This window comes from Bradyrhizobium sp. P3_C3 (genome assembly GCF_056402655.1).
This window is the reverse complement of sequence record NZ_JBFUGY010000007.1, coordinates 179,724-198,978: the sequence shown is the minus strand read 5'-3', so window position 1 is coordinate 198,978 and position 19,255 is coordinate 179,724. Positions and strand designations below refer to the sequence as shown.

Here is a 19,255-nt window from a genome sequence, read left to right as displayed (position 1 = left end):
GCCGGCAAAGCTCGCAAAAAGTCCCCTAGCCGTCCTTCAGCGCCTGATCCAGCATCTCCCGGCACGCGACGAGGTCAGCGAGCACCCGTCCGAGCCGCTCCCGGTCGATGGCGCTGGGCCCGGCAGGTGCGGCGGGAGTGCCGCCCTTGCGGAAGGTGGTGAGGATGTCCTCATCGTCGACCTCCGTGAAGCGGAAGTCGATGCCTTCCTCCTCGTCGCCCTGGTAGTCGTCTTCGTCGGCATCCGTGACGCCCTTGATGGGCGCCTCGTCGTCATCGTCGGGCTCCATCAGGCTGGCGCCGATGGCGTCCTCGATGGCCCCGAACGAGACCGCGGCCGCGCCGTCGGCGAGGCCCTGCACCGACTTGACGCCGTGCTCCTTGAGGATCCGCTGCACCCCGCGGATGGTGTAGCCCTCCCCGTAGAGCAGGCGGCGGATGCCCTTGAGCAGATCGACGTCGTCGGGGCGGTAGTAGCGGCGGCCGCCGCTGCGCTTCATCGGCTTGATCTGGGAGAATCGGGTCTCCCAGAACCGCAGCACGTGCTGCGGAATGTCGAGTTCCTGCGCTACTTCGCTGATGGTTCGGAACGCATCCGGCGCCTTGTCCAAATGCCAAATCCTTCGCGCAGGCGGTTAAGCCTCGGGTTGAGCCTTGCTGGCGTCGCCATTGCCGCGATGCTGGGTGTTGATCCGCTGCTTCAGGATAGCCGACGGCTTGAACACCATGACGCGGCGCGGCGAGATCGGCACCTCGGTGCCGGTCTTCGGATTGCGGCCGATACGCTGACCCTTCTTGCGGACCATGAAGGAGCCGAAAGAGGACAATTTCACCGTCTCGCCCTTCTCCAGGCAGTCGGTGATCTCCTTCAGGACGAGTTCCACGAACGCAGACGATTCCGTGCGCGACAGGCCCACCTTCTGGTAGACGGCCTCGCAGAGATCAACACGCGTTACGGTTTTGCTTTGGTCGGTCATCGCCCTGCCCCACATCACGGCGAACAATTGTTGTCTGAAATTATGAGGTTACGATACGCCGGTCAACAGCGCTCATCAATGCAGGCGCATCGATAATCGCGGCTAATTCCGGCAAAATTTTATCGAATGTGGCGCTACCAGCGCACCAGCGCGGAGCCCCAGGTGAAGCCGCCGCCCATCGCCTCCAGCAGAACCATGTCGCCGCGCTTGATGCGGCCGTCCTTGCGCGCCACCGACAGCGCCAGCGGGATCGAGGCCGCCGAGGTGTTGCCGTGGCGGTCCACCGTCAGCACCACCTTCTCCGGCGCGATGTGGAGCTTGTGGGCGGAGGCGTCGATGATTCGCTTGTTGGCCTGGTGCGGCACAAACCAGTCGATGCTGTCGGCATTGAGCCCGGTGGTCTGGAAGGCGTCGACGATCACGTCGGTGATCATGCCGACCGCGTGCTTGAAGACCTCGCGGCCCTCCATGCGCAGATGGCCGACGGTCTGGGTCGAGGACGGACCGCCGTCGACGAACAGCTTTGCCTTGTGGCGGCCGTCGGAGCGCAGGTGAGTGGTCACGACGCCGCGGTCGGTCGCGGCATTGCCCGGCTGCTCCTGTGCCTCCAGCACCACCGCGCCGGCACCGTCGCCGAACAGCACGCAGGTGCCGCGATCATTCCAGTCGAGGATGCGCGAGAAGGTCTCGGCGCCGATCACCAGCGCGCGCTTGAAGGCGCCGGTGCGCAGGAAATTGTCGGCGGTGGCGAGCGCGAACACGAAGCCCGAGCACACCGCCTGGAGATCGAACGCCGCGCCATGGTTGATGCCGAGCGCGTGTTGCACCGCGACCGCGGTTGCGGGGAAGGTGTTGTCAGGCGTCGAGGTCGCAAGCACGATCAGCTCGATCGACTGCGCGTCCACGCCGGCGTCGCTGAGCGCAGCCTGCGCCGCCTTGATCGCCAGATGCGAGGTGAACTCGCCCTCGGCCGCGATATGCCGCTCGCGAATGCCGGTGCGCTGCACGATCCATTCGTCGGACGTGTCGATGCGCGCCGCCAGCTGGGCGTTGGTCACCACCTGCTCCGGCAAATAAGAGCCGCAGCCCAGCACGACCGAACGAATTTGAGTCACGAAACAGCCTCCTGCGCGGTCTGCACGGAACTAAGTGCACCACCCTCGCGGTTGAGCATCTGATTGATCTTGTTCAGGAGATCGTAGTGAGCCATCTCATAGCCAACATCGATCGCATAGGCAAAGCCTTCGGAGCTGATTCCACCATGGCTCTTGACCACGATCCCGTTCAATCCAAGGAACACGCCGCCGTTGGACTTGTTCGGGTCCATCTTGTCCCGCAGGGCCTTGAAGGCGCTGCGCGCCAAGAGGTAGCCGAGCTTGGACAGCCAGCTCCGCTGCATCTCGTTGCGGAGTAATTCCGCCATCTGCCGTGCGGTTCCCTCGGCGGCCTTGAGCGCGATATTGCCGCTGAAGCCTTCGGTGACGATGACGTCGGCCAGCCCTTTGCCGATACCATCCCCCTCGACGAAGCCGAGATAATCGAGCTCCGGCAGGTTCACCGCACGCAGCCTGTCCCCGGCCTCGCGGATCTCCTCGTGCCCCTTGATCTCCTCGGTCCCGATATTGAGCAGGCCGACCGTGGGCCGGGGCTTGTCGAACAGGACGCTCGCCATCGCGGCGCCCATGACGGCGAGCGACACCAGATGGTGTGCGTCGCCACCGATGGCGGCACCGAGGTCGAGCACGACCGATTCGCCGCGCTTGGTCGGCCATACCCCGGCAATCGCCGGGCGGTCGATGCCCGGCAGCGTGCGCAGGTGGAAGCGCGACATCGCCATCAGCGCGCCGGTATTCCCGGCGGAGATCACGACATCCGCCTCGCCCTTCTTCACCGCGTCGATGGCGAGCCACATCGAGGATGTCTTGCGGCCGCGCCGCAGTGCCTGGCTCGGCTTATCATGCATGGCGACGGCGACGTCGGTATGGATGATCTTCGAAGCGGCCTTGAGGGCGRGATGCTTCTCGAGCTCGGGCTCGATCTTGGCGCGGTCCCCGACCAGCAGGAATTCGATCTCGCGATGCCTGTGAAGCGAGATGGCGGCGCCTGGAATGACCACGGCGGCGCCGACGTCGCCCCCCATGGCGTCAAGCGCGATGCGAACCTTGCTTGGCATAAAAGTCCTGGAAACCTGGTCTGGTGCGGTCTTGAACGAGCGGTGCCGCAAAATGGGTCCGCCATGGACATGGCGACCGGTCAGGCGCCACGCGGCGCCCGGACCGGGGCGCGACAATAGCGTTTTGTTATCCCGAAACAACCTCTTGCCCCCAGCCTTTTGCATTCGGGGCGACCCGCGGGCGGCGGCGAAAATTCACAATAAGCGCATTGAAATCAAACAGATATAAGCTCCTTTCAAAGCATCCGGACAGGCATCTCACGCCCCCCGCAAAGCGATCCCCACCGGGAATGCCCAGCTATTTGCCTTTCTTCTTGTCCTGGAGCGCCTTCAGCGCCGCGAACGGATGGTCCTCGGGGTCCAGCGCGGTGACCTCGGCCTCGAACTTGACGCCCGGCTTGCGCGGATAGGGATCGACCGCCAGGAACAGGGCATCGGTGGCAATCCGGCCGAGATCGATGATGCCGTTCACGATTGCCTCCGGCGGATCGATCACCTCCGGCGGCTCCGCGTCGTCCTGCCCCTCCTCGATCAGGTCGGCCATCTTCCGAACCTCGGCTTCCGGGGCAAACACCAGGTCGACGTCTTCCTCGATCTCGCTCTCGATCGGATCGAGGGTGACGACGCAGGTCTGGCCGATCCGGGCGCGGACGTGCCCCGTAACCTGGATCCGGCCGCCGCTCTTGGGGACGACCTCGAAAGCAGCCTGGGCGGAGAGCACCTCCCGCAAGCCGCCGACCTCGGCGATGGCCTGCAGTTCGGCGACTGAAGCCTCGAGCTTGCGGTGCAGGCCGGTGTCGGGGATCTGCGCGACGATGACGGGGGACCGCCAGGGATCGGGTCTGGATTCGGCGTTCGGTCGGCTCATCGGGTGATGTCCTCAGTGAGCGCTGGGGGATACTTGAAGGATGCGCACAGCAGCGTGGCCTCGTCGGTCCGGCCGAGATCGGCCTCGGTGGCCCGGGCGTAGGCCGCGAGCCGCCGCGCCTGGTCCATGCCGGTCCCATTCAGGATATTCTTGCAGATGGCGGCTGCCAGCGCCTCGCCGCCGCCTTCGATGGCCTGGTCATAGGCCTGGACGCGGCCGTAAAACGCCTCGCCGAAGGCCCGCATCCGCTTCGGCACGGTCTGGTCGCCTATCCCCATCTCGCGCAGATTGTCGTCCATATCCTCGCAGAAACGGTCGAACAGCGCCTGCGACAGCTCCGTGGCGCCTTGGCCCTGGTTGGCGCCTTGGTTGACGCTCTGGACCGTGCGCAGGCGTCGCAGCAGCAGCCAGAGATGCAGCAGCAACAGATCGAAACGCCCGTTAACCGTATCGGGCACGCCCAAGTCGCGGTAAAATATGGGTTCTCGCGCCTGCGTCACGATCATGCCATAGATGGCTTCAATGGTGCCGCGCGGGGCTTGCCGGGGTTTCCTGAAGTGATTGAACGGCCAAACCATTGTGGGTTCCGCAAGCGGGCGTGCGCGTGTTGCAATTGCAGTCTCCGCCCGGTACTTCAGCGCCTCGCGCGACGCAAGGGGACGGAATCAGTTCCACGATGACGATAACGAACCAGACCAGCCTGCGCGCCAACAAGCCGCGCGGCCTTCATGCACGCTGGCGCGGTTTGCGCATGCTCGCGGCCGTCGCCCTGGTCGGCGCCGCCCTTGCCGGCTGCACCGGCGAGCAGTTCCAGAAGGGTTACATCCTGCCGCCCGGCGCGCTGGAGCAGATTCCGATCGGCGCGAGCCAGGACCAGGTGCTGATCGTGATGGGCACCCCCTCCACGGTCGCAACCCTCGACGGCGAGGTGTTTTACTACATCTCGCAGCGCTCGGAGCGGATGGTCGCCTTCATGAACCAGAAGGTGGTCGACCAGCGCGTCATCGCGGTCTATTTCGACAAGAATCGGCGCGTGCGCCGGCTGGCGAATTACGGCCTTCAGGACGGCAAGATCTTCGACTTCATCAGCCGGACCACGGCGACGTCGGGTCAGGAGATGAACTACCTCACGCCGCTGTTCAAGCTGCTCAGCTTTAACTGAGTCTTCAGCCTGCGGCGTCGTGCCGCCCTCCGCGCGGCACTTGCCGTCGCGTGCGGCTTGCCGTTGCGCGCCCGGTTCCATACGCTCCCTGCAAAACAAGAAGCAGGGAGTGGATTCGTGCCCAAGACTTTGTTGTCCCGCCGTCGCGTGCTCGCCGGTGCTGCCGGCCTCTCGGCCGCAGCGATCCTGCCGCGATCGAGCCTGGCGGACTGGAAGCCCACTGAAAACGTCCGCATCATCGTGCCGGCCGCGGCCGGCGGCTCGACCGACGTCATGGGCCGGCTGCTGGCCGCGCATCTGCAGACCGCCTGGGGCCAGTCGGCGGTCGTGGAGAACCGCTCCGGCGGCGGCGGTACGATCGGCACGGCCGAGGCCGTCCGCGCCAAGCCTGACGGCCACACCATCCTGATCGGCAACCCCGGGCCGAACGCGATCGCCTACAGCATCTTCAAGAACCTCACCTACAAGCCGGACCAGCTCCAGCCGGTCTCCAACATGATCCGGATCCCGAACATCGTCTCAGCGCATCCGAAGACCGGCATCAAGTCGGTCGCCGAGCTGATCGCATATCTGAAGACCAACCCGGACAAGCTCAGCTACGCCTCGTCCGGCGTCGGCCAGAGCCCTCACCTCACCGGCGCCTGGTTTCTCCAGCTCACCGGACTGAAGATGACGCACATCCCGTTCCGCGGCGCGGGCCCCGCGCTCCAGGCCGCGCTGGCCGGCGACATCCAGATCCTGTTCGACAATCTCTATCCGAGCCTGCCGCAGGTGCAGAACGGCACCCTCACCGGCCTCTGCGTCACCACGACCGACCGTAGCGACCTCGCGCCGAACCTGCCGACCATGCGCGAGAGCGCGCCGGAGCTGGCCAATTTCGACGTGTCGTCGTGGTTCTCGGTGTTCCTGCCGAAGGGTGTGCAGCCCGCCGTGCTGGAAGCGCTCAATCTTCAAGTCAAGGCGATGCTGGAGCGCGACGACATCAAGAAGAACATCGCCGCCATGGGCGCCCGCGCCGACTACGGCACGCCGCAGCAGTTCGCCGACTTCGTGGACGCCGAGACGAAGAAGTTCGCCGGCATCATCCAGAAGGAAGGCCTGCAGATGGACGTGCAGTAGGCACCACATCCGTCATTGCGAGCGCAGCGAAGCAATCCAGACTTTCGCCGCGGGAAGATTCTGGATTGCTTCGCTACGCTCGCAATGACGTGGTGAGAGCCTCCAGCCCATCAAACAAAAACCCCGCGGCTCGCGCCGCGGGGTTTTGTCGTGTGTCGCTTGCGCCGTTCAGTGCGCGAGGATCGCCAGCAGCAGCAAGGCCACGATGTTGGTGATCTTGATCATCGGGTTCACGGCCGGTCCCGCCGTGTCCTTGTAGGGATCGCCGACGGTGTCGCCGGTCACCGCCGACTTGTGGGCATCACTGCCCTTGCCGCCGAAGTGACCGTCCTCGATGTACTTCTTGGCGTTGTCCCAGGCGCCGCCGCCCGAGGTCATGGAGATCGCGACGAACAGGCCCGTCACGATCACGCCGAGCAACATCGCGCCCACCGCGGAGAACGCAGCCGACTTGCCGGCCGGGCCGCCACCCGCGATCGCATAGATCACGAAGTAGACGAAGATCGGCGACAGCACCGGCAGCAGCGAGGGGATGATCATCTCCTTGATCGCCGCTTTGGTCAGCAGGTCGACCGCCTTGCCGTAATCCGGCTTGTCGGTGCCCTGCATGATGCCCGGCTTTTCGCGGAACTGCCGGCGCACCTCCTCGACGATCGCGCTTGCCGCGCGACCGACCGCAGTCATGCCCATCGCGCCGAACAGATACGGCAAGAGGCCGCCGAACAGCAGGCCGACAACCACGTAGGGGTTGTTGAGCGAGAAGTCCGGATTGACGCCGGCGAAGTACGGATGGTGCGCGGAGTCCGCAACGAAGAACTTGAGGTCCTGGTTGTAGGCCGCGAACAGCACGAGGGCACCGAGACCGGCGGAACCGATCGCGTAGCCCTTCGTCACCGCCTTGGTGGTGTTGCCGACCGCATCGAGCGCGTCGGTCGACTTGCGCACCTCCTTCGGCAGGCCCGCCATCTCGGCGATGCCGCCGGCGTTGTCGGTGACCGGGCCGAAGGCGTCGAGGGCGACGACCATGCCGGCCAGCGCCAGCATGGTGGCCGTCGCGATCGCGATGCCGAACAGGCCCGCCAGGCTGTAGGTGACCAGGATGCCGGCGATGATGACGATCGCGGGCAGCGCGGTCGCTTCCATCGAGACGGCGAGACCCTGGATCACGTTGGTGCCGTGACCGGTCACCGACGCCTGGGCGATCGACTTCACCGGCCGATAGTCGGTGCCGGTGTAGTATTCGGTGATCCAGATGATCAGCGCGGTGACGACGAGGCCGACGATGCCGCATTGGAACAGCGACATGCCGGTGTAGTCGACGCCGTCGAGCTTGCCGAAGCCGATCAGATAGTAGATCACGCCAGCGATTCCGATCAGCGACAGGATGCCGGTTGCGATCAGGCCCTTGTAGAGGGCGCCCATGATCGACTGGCTCGGCCCGAGCTTCACGAAGAAGGTGCCGATGATCGAGGTGATGATGCAGATGCCGCCGATGGCGAGCGGCAGCGTCATCATGTTCATGAGGATCGGCGTCTTGGCGAAGAAAATCGCCGCGAGCACCATGGTGGCGACCGCAGTCACCGCATAGGTCTCGAACAGGTCGGCGGCCATGCCGGCGCAGTCGCCGACGTTGTCACCGACGTTGTCGGCGATGGTGGCCGGGTTGCGCGGATCGTCCTCGGGGATGCCGGCCTCGACCTTGCCGACGAGGTCGCCGCCGACGTCCGCACCCTTGGTGAAGATGCCGCCGCCGAGACGGGCGAAGATCGAGATCAGCGAGGCACCGAAGCCGAGCGCCACCAGGGCGTCGACCACGAGACGGCTATCAGGCGCCAGTTTCAGCGAGTGCACCAGGAAGCCGAAATAGAGGGTCACGCCGAGCAGCGCGAGACCCGCCACCAGCATGCCCGTGATGGCGCCTGCCTTGAAGGCGAGCTCGAGGCCGCCGGCAAGCGACGTGGTCGCTGCCTGGGCGGTGCGCACATTGGCGCGAACCGAGACGTTCATGCCGATGAAGCCGGCCGCCCCCGACAGGACGGCGCCGATCRAGAAGCCGATGCCGACGTAGAGACCAAGGAAATAGACAAGCAGGACGAAGATGACGACGCCGACAATACCGATCGTCGTATACTGGCGCCGCAGATACGCCTGTGCGCCTTCAGCGACTGCGCCTGCAATTTCCTGCATGCGCGGTGACCCCGCATCCGCACTCAACACCGAAGACGTCGCCCAGATCGCGTAGACGATGGAAAGCACTCCGCAGAGCACTATCAACCATAATGCTGTCATGTGATTTTTGCCTCAGATCCTTGATGTACGTACCCCCGGCGCCTTTTGTTTTTCCGTCATGCGGTGGGCGCCCTTATGTTGAACAGGGCCGCCCCTTGCACGAAGGTGTGGCCCTGGTCGGTCACAAGCTTGCCAAAATCAAATTGAGGGTGCAACGCCGGATGAGGTCGAAAAAGCCGATCTCGGCAAGTATTTAGGCCAATTCTGGTGCGTTTGACCGACGGCTTGACGCAACTCCGCGAGGCGCCTCTCCGAAACCGGCGAGGCTTGGCCGCGGCCACGCCTATGCGGCCGACCTCACGGGATGGCGAGACGCTGCCGCCAGTTCCAAGGTCTGCCCGTCGGCTGTCGTGCGTCGGTTGAAGATCTTGACGTCGTAGACGCTGCCATTGGGGCCAGCCTCCAGCGTCACCGAAACGGCCTGCTCGGGCTTGAGGACGCCGAGCGGCACATCCTGGTCGGGCAGGATGAGCGTCGCCTGCTCATTGACCAACACCACGACAAGATGGCCTTTCGCCATGTTGGCCTTCGACAACCCGCGCAACTGGCCGTGATAAGGCTCCCGGGTCCAGGCCGATGGCAGGCCGGGATCGACCACGACATGGATGTTGTTAGTCCCGGGATGCAAGGTGAGCACCATCTTCGACTGATCCGGCTTCCATTGCATGGACATCGACGGCATGGTTTTCCAGAGACAATTGAACGCGGCGCACTCGTCCGGCAGATTGTCGTGGATCGTGCAACCCCGGCCGGGCTTGCAATGCGAGCACCATTTGCCAGCGGCCTTGCCGAGCTCGACCACGTTGTAGACCTTGCAACAGAGCGTGCAGCTTCCGCACTCCCTCCCGGGAACAATCTGCGCCTCGTTCAAACCCGCAACGGCCGCCGTCATCGAATCAAATCCATTGGCTGCATTCGCACCAACGGTTCGGATACATCTACTTGCTTTCGTCGGGGTTGCGGCAAGCGGCGACCGGCAAATCCGGACAGATCGGGCTTGAGGCGAGTCGAATTCAGAAGTGGCTGTAGGACAGGCGCTTCAAGGTCAGTTCCTGACCCTGCCCGTCCAGGAAGCGCGGCTGCTCGCGGCCCGCGACGATCGTGCCGATTGCTGTGACGGCCACGCCTGCCGCCCGCCCCGCGGAGATCAGCGCATCGCTCTCGGCTGGTGGTACCGTGCACAGCACCTCGTAATCGTCGCCGCCGGCAAGCAGCGTCTCAACGCAAATAGCGTTGCGCGCGATCAGGCCGGCCGCAGCAGCCGAGAGCGGCACGTTCGCGACGTCAACCGTGGCCGAGACGCCCGACGCTGCACAGAGTTTCGCCAGATCGCCGGCGAGCCCGTCGGAGACATCCATCGCGGCCGTCGCGTGGTCACGCACGGCCTGCGCCAGCACATTGCGCGGCTGCGGCACGCGATAGCGTGAGACCAGCACCTCCTTCGCTTGCGGTTCGGACGCGAGCGCCCCGGCCGCGGCGCCGCCTGTGAGCACGTCGAGGCCGAGCGCGGCGTCGCCGATCGTTCCCGTTACCAGGATGCGGTCGCCCGGCCGCGCGCCGGTACGGCCGACCATCCGTCCCTTCGGCACGCGGCCAAAGGCGGTGATCGAGATCATCTGCGGCCCCGGCGTCGACACCGTGTCGCCGCCAAGCAGCGGGCACGCGAAAGCCCTGCTGTCCTCGCCGAGCGCATCGGCGAACGGCCTGAGCCAGGCATCCTCCTTGCTGCGCAGCGCCAGCGTCAGCACGAAGCCGGCGGGCGCCGCGCCCTTGGCGGCGAGATCCGACAGGTTCACCCGCAGCGCCTTGCGCGCGATGGTGTCGGGCGGATCGGTGGCGAGATAATGCACGCCTTCGACGACGGCGTCGGTGGTGACGACGATGTCGTCGCCGGACGAGGACAGCACCGCGGCATCATCGACCAGCCCGAACGCGCCGGGGTCAGTCGCCAGCGGCTTGAAATAGCGCGCGATGAGGGAGTCTTCGGCGGAGGGGTTTTGAGAGTCTGCCATCGGCCTTAGCCACACCCAATGCTGTCATCGCCCGGCAAAAGCGCGAAGCGTGTCTTCAAAGAAGACACCGGGCGATCCAGTATTCCAGAGACGGTCGTGTCAAATCGATAGGCCGCGGCGTACTGGATCACCCGCCTTCGCGGGTGATGGCAGCGGAGTATGGGGCAGCCGCATCGCATCTCTTCACCGCCCTCGTGGATAACTACCCCCGCCCGAACTCGTCGCCGCGGAACTGGCGGCCGATCTGGTCGAGCACGGCGTTGACCATGCCGGTCTCCTCGCGGTCGACGAATGCATTCGCAACGTCGACATATTCTGACACGACGACGCGGCCCGGCACGTCCTTGCGATGCTGGAGCTCATAGGCCCCTGCCCGCAGCACCGCGCGCAGGATGGCCTCGATCCGCTTCAGCGGCCAGCCCTTCGACAGCGCCTCGTCGATCAGGGGATCGAGCATCTTCTGGTCGCGCACGACGCCGGAGACCACGTCGCGAAAGAAGGCCGCTTCGGCCGGCAGGTAAGTATCGCCCTCGACCTCGTTGCCGAGCCAGTGGCTCTCGAACTCCGCAAAGATGTCGTTGATGCCGGCGCCGGCGATGTCCATCTGATACAGGGCCTGGACGGCCGCGAGCCGCGCCGCACCGCGCCGGTTCGCTTTCTTCTCGGTGCCGGCCGGCGGCTTTTTGCTGTGATCGGCCATGATCAAGCCCGCGCCAGCCGGCGCTTGATGCGCAGCATCGCAAGCGCGGCGCGCGCGGCATCGCCGCCCTTGTTGAGCTCGCTGGCGCGCGCCCGCGCCCAGGCCTGCGCCTCGGTGTTAACGGTAAGGATGCCGTTGCCCAGCGGCAGCTTTCGCAAAACCGCAAGATCCATCAGCGCGCGCGAGGATTCCTGCGAGACGATCTCGAAATGGATGGTGTCGCCACGGATCACGCAGCCGAGCGCGATCACCGCGTCATAGGGCTTGCCGTTCGCCGCCGCGGCATCGATCGCGATGGCGACCGCCGCCGGGATTTCCAGCGCGCCGGGAACCGTGATGACGTCATGCGTCAGACCGGCCGCCTTCAGCTCGGTCACCGCGCCGTCCAGAAGCGCATCCTGGAGATCGTCATAGAACCGCGCCTCGACAATCAGCGCGCGTGCGCCGGAAATGTCGGTCTGGTCCTTCAGGGGTGCGCGTCGCGCGTCTGCCATCGTCTAAATCCGTTCTACAGAGGTCGGCGCTATGTAGTCGCCGGACGCATGTAAGCCAAGTTCAAAAGACACTGTCATTCCGGGGGCGATGCGAAGCATCAAGCCCGGAATCTCGAGATTCCCCGGCGCGCAATTGCGCACCTGTGGTCTGGTCCTTCGGACCATCCCGGAATGACGGCTCAGCCGTCACTTCATTTCCGTCAGCCGCGCGGCATAGCGGGCCATCAGGTCGACCTCGATATTGACCTCGGCGCCCGCTTTCCAGCCGCCGATCGTCGTGACCGTCAGCGTATGCGGGATGATCAGCACCGAAAAGGTCACGTCTCTCACCGTATTGACCGTCAGGGACACGCCGTCGAGCGTGATCGAGCCCTTGGTGGCGATGAAGCGCGCGAGCTCCCGCGTGGTCGAGAGCTCGAACCGCGCCATATCAGGCAGGTCCTCGCGACTGACGAGGGTGGCGACACCGTCGGCGTGGCCGGCGACGATATGGCCGCCGAGCTCGTCGCCTATCTTGAGCGCGCGCTCGAGATTGAGCCTCGTGCCGACCTTCCAGTGCCTTGCAGTCGTCAGCGCCAGCGTCTCGGCGGCGGCATCGACGTCGAACCAGGTTCTGCCGCCTTCGACGCCGGAAGCAACCACCGTCAGGCAGACGCCGTTGCAGGCGATCGAGGCGCCGTCGGCGATGGTGGTCTGATCGTAGCGGCAAGCGATGCGCAGCCTGTGCAACTGGCCCTGCGCTGTCGGCGTAAAGCCGACGATCTCGCCGATATCGGTGACAATGCCAGTGAACATTACGCGCGCTCGTAGATGGTGAGAGTATCCTTGCCGAATGTCTCGCTAGCATGAACCTTATAGGCCTGCGACTGCGTGATTTTCGACAGGGGCAATGCATCGAGCGCATCGACGCCGCCCGGGCCGACCCCTTCCGCTCCGCGGAACAGCCAGATCTCGTCGGCGAGGTCGGCCGCGACGAAGGACGCCGCGACACGGCTGCCGCCCTCGACCATCAGCCGCGTGATGCCTTTCTCCGCCAGCACATGCAGCACGGCCGAAAGATCAAGCCCGGAAGCGTTTCCTGGTGGTACGCGGATGATCTGAGCGCCGGCCGCTCCGAGCCGCGTGGCGGCGGCGGCTTCCGCAAGCTCGGAGCCGATCACCCAGAGCGGCGTCTCCCGCGCGGAACGACCAAGCTGGCTCGCGGCCGAAATGCGCAGATTCTGGTCGAGCACGACGCGTATGGGAGAACGCGCTTCCATGCCCGGCAGGCGACAGTTGAGCTGCGGATCATCCGCCAGCACCGTGCCGATGCCGACCAGGATGGCGTCGCTCTGTGCGCGGAGCAGATGCACGCGATTGCGCACGGCCTCGCCCGTGATCGCAAGCGGCTTGCCGCCAGCCGCACCGATCTTGCCGTCAGGCGAGACCGCGAGCTTCAGGATCACATGCGGGCGCTTGTCACGGATTCGGCGAAAATGCCCGGCGTGGTCGAACGCGGCCTCTGCCGCGCACAGACCCACCTCCACCGCGATGCCGGCCGCGCGCAAGCGCGCATGACCCTGGCCCGCGACTTCCGGATTGGGATCCTCGATCGCCGCGACCACCCGCGTGATGCCGGCGGCGATCACCGCGTCTGCGCAAGGCGGCGACTTGCCGAAATGCGAGCACGGCTCCAGCGTGACATAGAGGGTGGCGCCTCGCGCGGCCTCGCCGGCCCGCCGCAGCGCTTCGGGCTCGCCATGCGGTCGCCCGCCTGGCTGCGTCCAGCCGCGGCCGATGATGACCCCGTCTTTCACGATGACAGCGCCCACGGCAGGATTGGGCCAGGTGCGCCCCTGCCCGCGCTTGCCGAGCGCCAGCGCCAGCTGCATGAAGCGGCGATCAGCGTCCTTGGACTCGCGGGCCTTCTGCGCGAACTGATCCTCCAGGATCCGGAAGATCATTTGCGGATCGCGGCGAGCCGCGCTTCCTCCTCACCGGAGAGCTCGCCGAGCACGTCGGCGAAATCCTTGGCCTCGCGGAAATTGCGATAGACCGAGGCAAAGCGCACATAGGCGACGTCGTCGAGCGTGCGCAGATGCTCCATCACGGTCTCACCGATCACCTCGGAGGAGATCTCGGCCTCGCCGCCGGTCTCGAGCTCGCGGACGATGGTGGAGACCATCTTCTCGACCCGCTCCGGCTCGACCTGCCGCTTGCGCAAGGAGATCGACACCGAGCGCATCAGCTTGTCGCGGTCGAACGGCACGCGGCGGCCGTTGCGCTTGATCACCGTGAGCTCGCGCAACTGCACGCGCTCGAAGGTGGTGAAGCGGAAATTGCAGGCGACACACACGCGCCGCCTGCGGATCACGGAAGAATCCTCGGTCGGACGCGAGTCCTTTACCTGCGTATCGAGACTGTTGCAGTTCGGGCAGCGCATCCGTTTACCCTAGACCTTACTGATAGATCGGGAACCGATCGGTGAGCGCCTTGACCCGTTCCTTGATCGCGGCTTCGACCAGCGGCGCCTTGCCGTCGTCGGACTGCGCGATCGCGTTGAGGACCTCGGCGATCATGCCGCCGACCTGCTGGAACTCGGCGACGCCRAAACCACGGGTCGTCGCCGCCGGGGTGCCGAGACGCAGGCCCGAGGTGACGAAGGGCTTTTCGGGGTCGAACGGAATGCCGTTCTTGTTGCAGGTGATGGCGGCGCGGACCAGCGCCTTCTCCGAGACGTTGCCCTTCAGGCCCTTCGGCCTGAGGTCGACCAGCATCAGATGGTTATCGGTGCCGCCGGAGACAATATCGAACCCGTGGCTCTTCATCGCCTCGGCCAGCGCCTTGGCGTTCTCGACGACGTTCTTCGCATAGATCTTGAAGTCCGGACGCAGCGCCTCGCCGAAGGCGACCGCCTTCGCCGCGATCACATGCATCAGGGGGCCACCCTGCAGGCCCGGGAAGATCGCCGAGTTGAGCTTCTTGGCGAGCGCCTCGTCGTTCGAGAGGATCAGGCCGCCGCGCGGACCGCGCAGCGACTTGTGCGTGGTGGTGGTGGTGACGTGGGCATACGGCACGGGCGAGGCATGCACGCCGCCGGCGACGAGACCGGCGAAGTGCGCCATGTCGACCAGGAGGTACGCGCCGACGCTGTCCGCGATCTCGCGAAAACGCTTGAAGTCCCAGGCGCGCGAATAGGCCGAGCCGCCGGCGACGATCAGCTTGGGCTTGACCTCTTCGGCCTGCTTGGCGACCGCGTCCATGTCGATGATCTGGTCCTCGCGGCGCACGGTGTAGTGCGCCGCTTTGAACCACTTGCCGCTCATGTTGACGGGCGAGCCGTGTGTGAGATGGCCACCGGCCGCGAGGTCGAGGCCCATGAAGGTATCGCCGGGCTGCAGCAGCGCCAGAAACACCGCCTGGTTCATCTGGCTGCCGGAGTTCGGCTGCACATTGGCGAAGTTGGCGCCGAACAGCTTCTTGGCGCGATCAATCGCGAGGTTCTCGGCGACGTCGACCCACTCACAACCGCCATAGTAGCGCGCGCCCGGATAACCCTCTGCGTACTTGTTGGTCATCACCGAACCCTGCGCTTCCAGCACGGCACGGCTGACGATGTTCTCGGAGGCGATCAGCTCGACCTCATGGCGCTGCCGGCCGAGCTCGCCCTTGATGGCGGCGGCGATTTCCGGGTCGGCCTGGTCGAGCGAGGCGGTGAAAAACGAGTCGGGCGCGGAGGCGGTTCTGGCTGAGGTCATCTTGCGAATATCTCCACCGCCGCAGCCTTTTGGCGGGCTACGGGCGGTCTGGTGTGGCGATCGGAAGCGGCGAGCGCGATCTACCACATCACCCGCCCCCGGCCAAGTATTTGCGGGTCGAGAGCGAGAATTATGCCAGATATGGTGGGGATTGAAGGATCCGGGCGAGAGGACGGCTGCTTGAACCGTCCGCCCCGGTCAGTCCTGAAGGGTCCGATTTGGACCTTAAAATCCGTGCCGATGCGGGCCGGACCTGCCCCTACAGCCCGGTATACCCCGCCTTCACGGGATCGACGCTGCCGTCGAGCTGGCGCAGATAGGTCAGTCCGCACACCGTCAACCTGTGGGTGTCCTTCTCGCCGGCTTCCATCAACGTATTGAGGTAGTTCGTGACCTTGGCCCGTGCCTCCGCGCTCGCCGCGGACGTGCGGTTCGCGAGCAGGTCATAGGTCTGCATGATGCGGTCGATGGCAGCTTCCATGGCATCCTCTGGTTCTGTCGAATTTTGGGAGTTTTGATCAGGCAACCGCGCGGGCCCCGGACTGGGCCTCGAACCGGCCAATGGCCTTGTTGGCGAGCCTGATCTTGTTCAATTCGCCGTGCTGGAGCAGCTTGATGATGATCTCGAGCAGGCTTTCGTTGGTGACCAGCGTGTCGGGAATCGCGCCGGAGCGGCGGAGGTAATTCGCTGCGATGGCATAGGCGTCGCTCACGAGTTCGACGTTCATTGCCTGAAGCCCGCGCTCGACCAGCATCGCATCCTCCGATCCGCAGTAACAACTGCGGTGCGGGGAACTGGTTCCGCCTGGCCGGCAATTATTTCGCAGTCGCGAAACGACAAAACGCACCGGTCCGGGGCAGAGCCGGGCCGGCGCGCTTGGGGAGGTCAGGCACGTTCGGGAGGCTTGCCGGTCTTGTTATGGGCCGGCTTGGCCAAGTGCCGTCGCAAAGAACTCAGAGACGATACAGGATCTGGTCGGTCCAGAACCGCTCGAGGCGGTGCAGCGACTTGTTGAGGGTCGAGAACTCCTCGCCCGAGATGCCGCCGACCTGCTCCACCGTCTTGACGTGCTTCTGGTAGAGGGAGTCGACGATGCGGCGGACTTCCTGGCCCTGCGGGGTCAGGCGGATGCGCACCGAGCGGCGATCAACGCGCGAGCGCTGATGATCGAGGAAGCCGAGCTCGACGAGCTTCTTCAGATTGTAGGAGACGTTGGAGCCGAGATAGTAACCGCGCGTGCGCAGCTCGCCCGCGGTCAGCTCCTTGTCGCCGATGTTGTAGAGCAGGAGCGCCTGGACCGAGTTGATGTCCGCACGGCCGCGGCGATCGAATTCATCCTTGATGACGTCGAGGAGCCGGCGATGCAGCCGCTCCACCAGAGTCAAAGCTTCCAGATAGAGCGACTGCACCGAACCCTGCTGGCCGGAGACGCGCTCTGCGGTATCTGCCGCAGTTGCGACGGCTTTCATCATGACACTTCCCCTGTTGTCGTTTTTATCGACACTCATTCGACGAAACTTGTGCTCCGTCTGATAGGTGCAACTTAAGGGGGGCGTTTGAAGATCGGCTTAAATAAGAGAATAAAGAGATCATGAATTTAAGACAGTGAATTGCGGATTAAGCCTGTGTCACAAGGGCTTTTCGCAACCGTCTGTTGACCCTCGCAAGGTCCTGTTCACCCTCCGTCCGCCACCTCTGTCGCATTCCAGTACAGGGCCGCCCCGTTTCGAAACGGGCGCGTAAGAGCTGTGGCGGAACGCACGGAGTCAATGAAAAGTTACCTCGAATTTTAGGCAACGAACGGTCAACCAAGCCACGACTTCGGAAATGCCGCTCTCGTGTCCCGGACAAGCGCAGCGAAGCGGATCGCAGAGCCGGGACCCAGAAGCCGCAACCGAGATCGTGGAGAGCTGGGCCCCGGCTCAGCAGCGCAACACTGCGTGCTGCGCTGCGTCCGGGGCACGAGAGAGTGTGAGTGTGGGTTGAAATCGTAAGCGCGCTACGGCGGCCGCTCGCGCGCGGCCATCCAGGCGAGCGCGAGATAGGCGGCGAGCATGAAGGCTTCGACACCGACGACGATCAGGCTGCCGCCGTAGATGCCCGGGAACATCAGTTCGATCACCGCCATCGACACCACGGTCGTCAGCCACACCACCGCGCCCCAGGGCGTCGCGAGCCAGAGGCCGACCGCGGCAACGAGCTCGATCACGGCGAAATAGACCGTGGCGGCCTGCCAGGCCATCGACTGGTTCTCGAACGCCTCGTCCTCGCCCCCGACGAAGCCGGTGACCTGGGCCCAGTGATAGAGGCCCTTCAGAATCGACAGCAGCGCCATCACGCGCAGGAACAGCACGAGGCGGCGCGTCCAGACATTGTCGTCGGACTCGGGGCGCTCCGACGAGATCGCCGCCACCGACATCGCGTTGTCTCTGGCGTTGTCTCTGGCGGCGTCCCTGGCACTGGCGCCGTCGCGGGCCGCATCGCGGGTGGAGATTTCGGACATGGTCCCCTTCTGGCTGCTTCGCCCCGCAAAATCAATCGGCTGCCCGAGTGACTTCAATTTTGCCTTGCGGCAGGTCAAGCCGCGGTGACGGGAACCATGCGAGCTGGTATAAGAATAATTCCAGCCGGAGGAAGAATGATGGCGATCAAATACGGACGTCCGATCGAATTGCGCGAGGTTTCGCGCCGGGATGGCGCCAGTGCCTCCCCTGCCCTCGATCTGGCCGTCCGCCCGCGCCGCAACCGCAAGGCCGAATGGGCCCGGCGCATGGTGCGCGAGAACGTGCTGACCACCGACGATCTGATCTGGCCGCTGTTCCTGATCGACGGCAACAACAAGCGCGAGCAGATCGCCTCAATGCCGGGCGTCGACCGCCTCAGCGTCGACCWGGCCGTGCGCGAGGCCGAGCGCGCCATGAAGCTCACCATCCCCTGCCTCGCGCTGTTTCCCTACACCGACCCGTCCCTGCGCGACGAGGAAGGCTCCGAGGCGACCAATCCGAACAACCTGGTCTGCCAGGCGGTGCGCGCGATCAAGAAGGAGTTTCCCGACATCGGCATCCTCTGCGACGTCGCGCTCGATCCCTTCACGAGCCACGGCCATGACGGCCTGATCTCCGACGGCAAGATTTTGAACGACGAGACGGTCGCGGTGCTGGTGCGTCAGGCGCTGGTCCAGGCCGAAGCCGGCTGCGACATCATCGCGCCCTCCGACATGATGGACGGCCGCGTCGCCGCGATCCGCGAGGGGCTGGACCGCTCTGGCCTGCTCGACGTGCAGATCATGGCCTATGCGGCAAAGTACGCCTCCGCCTTCTACGGCCCGTTCCGCGACGCCATCGGTTCGGCCAAGACGCTCACCGGCGACAAGCGCACCTACCAGATGGACAGCGCCAACACCGACGAGGCGCTGCGCGAGGTCGACCTCGACATCTCCGAGGGTGCCGACATGGTGATGGTGAAGCCCGGCATGCCCTATCTCGACGTGGTCCGGCGCGTGAAGGACACCTTTGCGATGCCGACCTTCGCCTACCAGGTCTCCGGCGAATACGCGATGATCGCAGCAGCCGCCAACAATGGCTGGCTCGACGGCGAGCGCGCGATGATGGAGAGCCTGTTGGCGTTCAAGCGCGCCGGCGCCGACGGCGTGCTCAGCTATTTTGCGCCGAAGGTGGCGGAGAAGCTGCGGAGCCAAACGTAAGGCATCGCAGGGTGGGCCAAG

Annotated in this window: 22 protein-coding genes; 3 read left to right on the top strand and 19 right to left on the bottom strand. The window is 65.0% G+C overall.

All coding sequences use genetic code 11. The annotated features are described in order from the left end of the window. Positions 1-25 precede the first annotated feature (25 nt). From AC1DW2_RS11055 to AC1DW2_RS11030, 6 genes are all read right to left on the bottom strand, one after another. Positions 26-610: a MerR family transcriptional regulator gene (locus AC1DW2_RS11055; RefSeq protein WP_071913245.1), complete on the bottom strand. Its 585-nt coding sequence runs from the start codon at positions 608-610 to the stop codon at positions 26-28. Positions 611-634: 24 nt separating this feature from the next. Next, on the bottom strand, positions 635-976 hold the full coding sequence (locus AC1DW2_RS11050; RefSeq protein ID WP_028152484.1) for an integration host factor subunit alpha: 342 nt from the start codon (positions 974-976) through the stop codon (positions 635-637). A 134-nt stretch (positions 977-1,110) separates the two neighbouring features. After that, positions 1,111-2,091, bottom strand: a complete 981-nt coding sequence (locus AC1DW2_RS11045) for a beta-ketoacyl-ACP synthase III (protein ID WP_038957963.1) — start codon at positions 2,089-2,091, stop codon at positions 1,111-1,113. Next, a complete protein-coding gene (gene plsX / locus AC1DW2_RS11040) occupies positions 2,088-3,149 on the bottom strand; it encodes a phosphate acyltransferase PlsX (protein WP_477006005.1) in 1,062 nt (353 codons plus the stop codon). Before plsX ends, AC1DW2_RS11045 begins: the two co-directional genes overlap by 4 nt. 298 nt (positions 3,150-3,447) lie before the next feature. Next, on the bottom strand, positions 3,448-4,017 hold the full coding sequence (locus AC1DW2_RS11035; protein WP_135215689.1) for a YceD family protein: 570 nt from the start codon (positions 4,015-4,017) through the stop codon (positions 3,448-3,450). After that, the gene (locus AC1DW2_RS11030; protein WP_354124271.1) at positions 4,014-4,595 is read right to left on the bottom strand and encodes a ubiquinol-cytochrome C chaperone family protein; all 582 of its coding nucleotides are present in this window, start codon (positions 4,593-4,595) and stop codon (positions 4,014-4,016) included. Before AC1DW2_RS11030 ends, AC1DW2_RS11035 begins: the two co-directional genes overlap by 4 nt. Before the next feature lie 98 nt (positions 4,596-4,693). Between AC1DW2_RS11030 and AC1DW2_RS11025 the strand changes: the two genes are divergently transcribed. Together AC1DW2_RS11025 and AC1DW2_RS11020 are read left to right on the top strand one after the other, a co-directional pair. After that, on the top strand, positions 4,694-5,179 hold the full coding sequence (locus AC1DW2_RS11025) for an outer membrane protein assembly factor BamE (protein ID WP_028152489.1): 486 nt from the start codon (positions 4,694-4,696) through the stop codon (positions 5,177-5,179). 117 nt (positions 5,180-5,296) lie between these two features. Continuing rightward, complete coding sequence (locus AC1DW2_RS11020) at positions 5,297-6,298, top strand: Bug family tripartite tricarboxylate transporter substrate binding protein (protein ID WP_039147814.1); 1,002 nt, start codon at positions 5,297-5,299, stop codon at positions 6,296-6,298. Positions 6,299-6,466: 168 nt separating this feature from the next. Here AC1DW2_RS11020 and AC1DW2_RS11015 read toward each other — a convergent pair whose 3' ends face one another. From AC1DW2_RS11015 to AC1DW2_RS10955, 13 genes are all read right to left on the bottom strand, one after another. After that, entirely contained in the window at positions 6,467-8,587 is a 2,121-nt protein-coding gene (locus tag AC1DW2_RS11015) for a sodium-translocating pyrophosphatase (protein WP_477006004.1), read from the bottom strand. Positions 8,588-8,870: 283 nt separating this feature from the next. After that, positions 8,871-9,479, bottom strand: a complete 609-nt coding sequence (locus AC1DW2_RS11010; RefSeq protein WP_135215692.1) for a hypothetical protein — start codon at positions 9,477-9,479, stop codon at positions 8,871-8,873. 121 nt (positions 9,480-9,600) lie between these two features. Further along, on the bottom strand, positions 9,601-10,599 hold the full coding sequence (gene thiL / locus AC1DW2_RS11005) for a thiamine-phosphate kinase (RefSeq protein ID WP_354114335.1): 999 nt from the start codon (positions 10,597-10,599) through the stop codon (positions 9,601-9,603). 202 nt (positions 10,600-10,801) lie between these two features. Next, positions 10,802-11,299: a transcription antitermination factor NusB gene (gene nusB, locus AC1DW2_RS11000; protein WP_063982855.1), complete on the bottom strand. Its 498-nt coding sequence runs from the start codon at positions 11,297-11,299 to the stop codon at positions 10,802-10,804. A 2-nt stretch (positions 11,300-11,301) separates the two neighbouring features. Beyond that, complete coding sequence (ribH, locus tag AC1DW2_RS10995) at positions 11,302-11,793, bottom strand: 6,7-dimethyl-8-ribityllumazine synthase (RefSeq protein WP_063982854.1); 492 nt, start codon at positions 11,791-11,793, stop codon at positions 11,302-11,304. 186 nt (positions 11,794-11,979) lie between these two features. Next, positions 11,980-12,588, bottom strand: coding sequence for a riboflavin synthase (locus AC1DW2_RS10990; protein WP_028152495.1), 609 nt, complete (start codon positions 12,586-12,588; stop codon positions 11,980-11,982). Beyond that, complete coding sequence (gene ribD, locus AC1DW2_RS10985; protein WP_135215695.1) at positions 12,588-13,736, bottom strand: bifunctional diaminohydroxyphosphoribosylaminopyrimidine deaminase/5-amino-6-(5-phosphoribosylamino)uracil reductase RibD; 1,149 nt, start codon at positions 13,734-13,736, stop codon at positions 12,588-12,590. The genes AC1DW2_RS10990 and ribD overlap by 1 nt, the downstream gene beginning before the upstream one ends. Further along, the gene (nrdR, locus tag AC1DW2_RS10980; RefSeq protein ID WP_007603426.1) at positions 13,733-14,215 is read right to left on the bottom strand and encodes a transcriptional regulator NrdR; all 483 of its coding nucleotides are present in this window, start codon (positions 14,213-14,215) and stop codon (positions 13,733-13,735) included. The genes ribD and nrdR overlap by 4 nt, the downstream gene beginning before the upstream one ends. Before the next feature lie 16 nt (positions 14,216-14,231). Then, complete coding sequence (glyA, locus tag AC1DW2_RS10975; RefSeq protein ID WP_028152497.1) at positions 14,232-15,530, bottom strand: serine hydroxymethyltransferase; 1,299 nt, start codon at positions 15,528-15,530, stop codon at positions 14,232-14,234. Between the two features lie 259 nt (positions 15,531-15,789). Next, on the bottom strand, positions 15,790-16,011 hold the full coding sequence (locus AC1DW2_RS10970; RefSeq protein ID WP_008131709.1) for a hypothetical protein: 222 nt from the start codon (positions 16,009-16,011) through the stop codon (positions 15,790-15,792). 37 nt (positions 16,012-16,048) lie between these two features. After that, complete coding sequence (locus AC1DW2_RS10965; protein ID WP_028152498.1) at positions 16,049-16,285, bottom strand: hypothetical protein; 237 nt, start codon at positions 16,283-16,285, stop codon at positions 16,049-16,051. A gap of 199 nt (positions 16,286-16,484) precedes the next feature. Beyond that, positions 16,485-17,003 (bottom strand): transcriptional regulator LdtR, encoded by a 519-nt coding sequence (ldtR, locus tag AC1DW2_RS10960; RefSeq protein ID WP_011087797.1) that lies wholly within the window; start codon positions 17,001-17,003, stop codon positions 16,485-16,487. Positions 17,004-17,530: 527 nt separating this feature from the next. Next, a complete protein-coding gene (locus AC1DW2_RS10955) occupies positions 17,531-18,034 on the bottom strand; it encodes a DUF6163 family protein (RefSeq protein WP_028155097.1) in 504 nt (167 codons plus the stop codon). A gap of 138 nt (positions 18,035-18,172) precedes the next feature. Between AC1DW2_RS10955 and hemB the strand changes: the two genes are divergently transcribed. Then, the gene (gene hemB / locus AC1DW2_RS10950) at positions 18,173-19,234 is read left to right on the top strand and encodes a porphobilinogen synthase (RefSeq protein ID WP_477006028.1); all 1,062 of its coding nucleotides are present in this window, start codon (positions 18,173-18,175) and stop codon (positions 19,232-19,234) included. Positions 19,235-19,255 lie beyond the last annotated feature (21 nt).

Coding starts and splice junctions, on each gene's coding strand:
- ribH (WP_063982854.1), bottom strand. CDS start 11,793: ATGGCAGACGCGCGACGCGCACCCCTGAAGGACCAGACCGACATTTCC.
- thiL (WP_354114335.1), bottom strand. CDS start 10,599: ATGGCAGACTCTCAAAACCCCTCCGCCGAAGACTCCCTCATCGCGCGC.
- nusB (WP_063982855.1), bottom strand. CDS start 11,299: ATGGCCGATCACAGCAAAAAGCCGCCGGCCGGCACCGAGAAGAAAGCG.
- AC1DW2_RS10970 (WP_008131709.1), bottom strand. CDS start 16,011: ATGGAAGCTGCCATCGACCGCATCATGCAGACCTATGACCTGCTCGCG.
- AC1DW2_RS11030 (WP_354124271.1), bottom strand. CDS start 4,595: ATGGTTTGGCCGTTCAATCACTTCAGGAAACCCCGGCAAGCCCCGCGC.
- AC1DW2_RS11050 (WP_028152484.1), bottom strand. CDS start 976: ATGACCGACCAAAGCAAAACCGTAACGCGTGTTGATCTCTGCGAGGCC.
- AC1DW2_RS11010 (WP_135215692.1), bottom strand. CDS start 9,479: ATGACGGCGGCCGTTGCGGGTTTGAACGAGGCGCAGATTGTTCCCGGG.
- AC1DW2_RS11025 (WP_028152489.1), top strand. CDS start 4,694: ATGACGATAACGAACCAGACCAGCCTGCGCGCCAACAAGCCGCGCGGC.
- nrdR (WP_007603426.1), bottom strand. CDS start 14,215: ATGCGCTGCCCGAACTGCAACAGTCTCGATACGCAGGTAAAGGACTCG.
- ribD (WP_135215695.1), bottom strand. CDS start 13,736: ATGATCTTCCGGATCCTGGAGGATCAGTTCGCGCAGAAGGCCCGCGAG.
- AC1DW2_RS10990 (WP_028152495.1), bottom strand. CDS start 12,588: ATGTTCACTGGCATTGTCACCGATATCGGCGAGATCGTCGGCTTTACG.
- AC1DW2_RS11035 (WP_135215689.1), bottom strand. CDS start 4,017: ATGAGCCGACCGAACGCCGAATCCAGACCCGATCCCTGGCGGTCCCCC.
- ldtR (WP_011087797.1), bottom strand. CDS start 17,003: ATGATGAAAGCCGTCGCAACTGCGGCAGATACCGCAGAGCGCGTCTCC.
- AC1DW2_RS10955 (WP_028155097.1), bottom strand. CDS start 18,034: ATGTCCGAAATCTCCACCCGCGATGCGGCCCGCGACGGCGCCAGTGCC.
- AC1DW2_RS10965 (WP_028152498.1), bottom strand. CDS start 16,285: ATGCTGGTCGAGCGCGGGCTTCAGGCAATGAACGTCGAACTCGTGAGC.